6 protein-coding genes are annotated in these 3,564 nt (G+C 24.4%); 1 reads left to right on the forward strand and 5 read right to left on the reverse strand.

Features of this window, described 5'->3' with window-relative positions:
* The 5 genes from GBZ86_RS13805 to GBZ86_RS13825 form a co-directional block, all read right to left on the reverse strand.
* Nucleotides 1–448 (reverse strand): class I SAM-dependent methyltransferase (locus GBZ86_RS13805; protein ID WP_152891604.1); only part of this gene is annotated, 448 nt, incomplete at its 3' end.
* A 43-nt stretch (nt 449–491) separates the two neighbouring features.
* Nucleotides 492–950, reverse strand: a complete 459-nt coding sequence (locus GBZ86_RS13810; protein WP_152891606.1) for a GNAT family N-acetyltransferase — start codon at nt 948–950, stop codon at nt 492–494.
* Nucleotides 951–1,536: 586 nt separating this feature from the next.
* The gene (locus tag GBZ86_RS17355; RefSeq protein ID WP_327445273.1) at nt 1,537–1,851 is read right to left on the reverse strand and encodes a 2'-5' RNA ligase family protein; all 315 of its coding nucleotides are present in this window, start codon (nt 1,849–1,851) and stop codon (nt 1,537–1,539) included.
* Nucleotides 1,852–1,863: 12 nt separating this feature from the next.
* The gene (locus GBZ86_RS13820) at nt 1,864–2,064 is read right to left on the reverse strand and encodes a hypothetical protein (RefSeq protein WP_152891609.1); all 201 of its coding nucleotides are present in this window, start codon (nt 2,062–2,064) and stop codon (nt 1,864–1,866) included.
* 8 nt (nt 2,065–2,072) lie between these two features.
* Nucleotides 2,073–2,282, reverse strand: coding sequence for a hypothetical protein (locus GBZ86_RS13825; protein WP_152891611.1), 210 nt, complete (start codon nt 2,280–2,282; stop codon nt 2,073–2,075).
* A 782-nt stretch (nt 2,283–3,064) separates the two neighbouring features.
* Here GBZ86_RS13825 and GBZ86_RS13830 point away from each other — a divergent pair.
* A complete protein-coding gene (locus GBZ86_RS13830) occupies nt 3,065–3,442 on the forward strand; it encodes a sigma factor (RefSeq protein WP_170272269.1) in 378 nt (125 codons plus the stop codon).
* Nucleotides 3,443–3,564: the final 122 nt, after the last annotated feature.

The raw sequence follows: 3,564 nt of genomic DNA on the forward strand, positions 1-3,564 counted from the left end.
CTGTAATATTAGGATTATCATTAGGAACTTCTCTAAATCCATTCACCCATAAAATACCCCCTTCATTAACATATCTAAATAACTTATTATATAAATGGGGATTAAGTCTATAATGATTAATTATAATTCCATCATATTTATCCAAGTTAATAAATACATCATTAGTTGATAAATCTACTAATTTAGTTTCAATATGAAGATTTTCTTTTCTGCTAAAGTAATTTAGCCTTGTTAATGCTTCTTCACTAAAATCAATAGCACATACACTATACCTTAATTTCGCCAAATAAATAGAATTTCTTCCATCACCGCAAGCAACATCTAATATTTTTCCTTCTTTAGGAAAAAATTTAATATCTTTTTCTAAGCATTTCTCATGATGCATAATATTTAATTTTCTTATTTTAAATCGTTCATTCCACCAATTAGAATCTCCCATATATTTCATCTTTAATACCTCTTTTCAATGTAAATGATGGAAAGCCAGTAATTTATTTAATTGACATAATATAAATCTGACAAGGATTCCATTCATCCCAAAGTGTTGGAAAACATTCAAATTCTTTAAAGCCAAGGTTTTTATAGAATTCAACTGTTCTATTATACTCCTCATAGATTCCTTCTTTTACTGTTTTAACTTGTATATATAAATATCCTTGTTCTTTAGCATAATTATAAGAAGTTTTAAATAAATCATATCCAATTTTATTTCTATGAAACTTCTTTAATACTCCCATAACATAGATTTCAACAGTATAAGGACTTGTTTCTTTTAATGTAATAAAGCCTCTTGTTTCATTATATTCTATATCAACCCAAAATGGCATTTCTTTACTACAATTAATATACTCTTCTGTACTTTCAGTCAAACCAAACCATTCAGGTAAATTAAATAATATTTCCCTTGCAATTTTCTCCTTTTTATATTTATCTTTAATGGTAAATATCATATATTTCTCCTTTATAAATTTATCTATTTCATTTCTTCTTGAAATTTATTTTTAACCCTTTTATATCCCCAATAATTAGGTATAAGCTCCTTAAATTTTATTGTTTTATAGTTCTTCAAATTAATAAAGATTTCAATTTATTCACTTTCTACATCTAACTCAATTAAAAGTTCTCTACCTGCACATGGAGTATCTACTGTACCATCTTTAAGAATGCATACCAATTTAGATATTTTATACTCACCATTTTTAAACATATTAAAAACTGCATTTCTTTCAGCAACAATTTCTAAACTACAATATGTATCAATGTATACTCCTATGTAAATATTTCCTTTTTCATTTAAAATAGTTACTAAAACTTCTCTATTATTTTGAACTTCCTTTTCTCACATCTCCATTCTTTCACCATATGAAATTCTAATTATACAATTAATTGTTAATTATTTAATATTATCATAATTTCCAATATTTTTACAGATAGGTTTTTAGAAAATAAAAAGTGCCTACTTAGTAGACACTCTATTTATTATTTATCTGTTGAGTTCTTGCTCTATTATTATAATAGACTTTTCACGTTCACCAATCATTTTAACTGATATTTTTTTACTAAAGTACTAATTTTTTCATTACATCCATTTACATATTCAAAGGCTTCATCAAGCAATTTAATAGAAGATAACTTCCCAACTGTCATATGTGGAACATAATCATTTTCAGGTTTAAATTGTTTTAAAGTACCTTTATACAATATATTATGAATGCTTTTAATTATATCACTACCAGAAACTATATTTAAAAATAAGTAATTTCCATAACTATCCTTTAACTTACTAAAGCCTTGTAATTCAAGTATAAATGGTTTTATATTAATTAAACATTCTTTTAAATATATACTAATCTCTTTATTAGTTTAATCACTCTCAAAAGGAAAAACCAATGTAATATGTGGTAATACTAAATCAGCCAATGGATCATATTTTTTCCTAATATTAGTTATAACATTAATATTTTTAACTAAAGCTCCTTTAGATTCTTCTGCTATTTTATCATCTGAATGCTCTACATACTTTAAAAATTTAATAAGTTCATCACTTAAATCTTTAATATACAAAACATATATTATTTCTTTAAAGCTACTATAACAATAATTACAATAATAGCTATAAAAACTGGTATCATCATAGCTGCAAATAAATGTCTTCCTTCTTTACTTCCAAAGTTAATAGTTGATCCTATTCCCTTTCTTTTATTAACAACTCCAGAATGATTTTTAGGATTATAGTAAAAAATCCTTAACTTATTATGCTTAGATTTTTTATCTTTAATCATTTAAACTCATCTCTTTTCTATTTTAAATATTAATAAATAATTTTAAATTTCTCAATGTATTTTTTCTTTATTATAACATATTTACAATAATTAAATGGCTATTTTAAAAAACAATGTTTATTTTGGTTTAACTTTTAACTAGAATTTGAGAAAATTCTCCCACCTCAACCGAAGGTAGGTGGTGAGATGAATCGACGCAAGAGTTTACTCGAAACGTCAATAATTTCCACTAACAATTTCTTTCAAATTAAGTTATAATACTAACATAGGTTTTCAATAACAAGTCGTAAACTTGTAGTACCGTAGGTTATACGGGAAGGGTTATCCTCATAAAAAACCCATAGCCTTGGAAACTGATAGTCTGTAAAATAATTCCCTTTGTGGTTGGACAGGATTAAAGGAAGCTCTCACTTCTATAAGTGATGAGTATTTCACAGTTAGTGTATAATATAAACACAAGAATTTGGAAATAAGGTTATGGCAAGTATAAAGTCTATTATGAATGAAATTAATAAGCTAAATTAAGTACTAAGAGTATTATTTATCATATTCTTTAAGAACGTAAAATTACAATAGCAACTAAAATCTTTGAGATAATCTAAGTTTTTAGTTGCTATTATTTTCAAAATCCTATTGAACTAAATATAATAACTTTAGTTGATTAATTTAATCATAATTTGATAATATTATTAAATTATTATTTTTTGCAACTTTATGTGTGTAATATCTGTCTAATAGGTATAACATTAATGTTTAAAATTTATGAGATTAAGGAGAGGGGTATGGAGAAAATAGTTTCTTTGCCTTGGCAAACTATGAAAAAACAACCATTAGAAATAACTTTAGCTAAAAAAGCAAAAAATGGTGACTCTCATGCATTTACAGAGTTATACAAAATTTATAAGGTTTATCTTTATAAATTTGCTTATAGTTACATTAAAGATGAAAATAAAGCATTAGATATTTTACAGGAATGTGCCTATAAAGGTTTTTTAAATGTTCATAAATTAAAGAATCCTAGTATCTTTAAAACTTGGATAACAAGAATTTTAATAAATGTAGCCATTGACTATGTAAAAAAAGACAGAAACATTATTTATTTAGAAGATGATTCAATATTAGTATGCTCTGAATCAAATATATCTGGATATTGTTTTTGATAAAACAATACCAATAAAGTAATTTATTTATTAAATATTGGAAGTCTTATCTTATTATAATAGATTAAGAATAAATATTTGCTATTTAATAAATCTTTTTTTCTATATGTACAGTATACATA

Source organism: Clostridium tarantellae (genome assembly GCF_009295725.1).
Classification (GTDB): Bacteria; Bacillota; Clostridia; order Clostridiales; family Clostridiaceae; genus Sarcina; species Sarcina tarantellae.

Excerpts from the sequence above, each read along its gene's own strand:
- GBZ86_RS13810 (WP_152891606.1), bottom strand. The coding sequence starts at position 950 with ATGATATTTACCATTAAAGATAAATATAAAAAGGAGAAAATTGCAAGG.
- GBZ86_RS13825 (WP_152891611.1), bottom strand. The coding sequence starts at position 2,282 with ATGATTAAAGATAAAAAATCTAAGCATAATAAGTTAAGGATTTTTTAC.
- GBZ86_RS13830 (WP_170272269.1), top strand. The coding sequence starts at position 3,065 with ATGGAGAAAATAGTTTCTTTGCCTTGGCAAACTATGAAAAAACAACCA.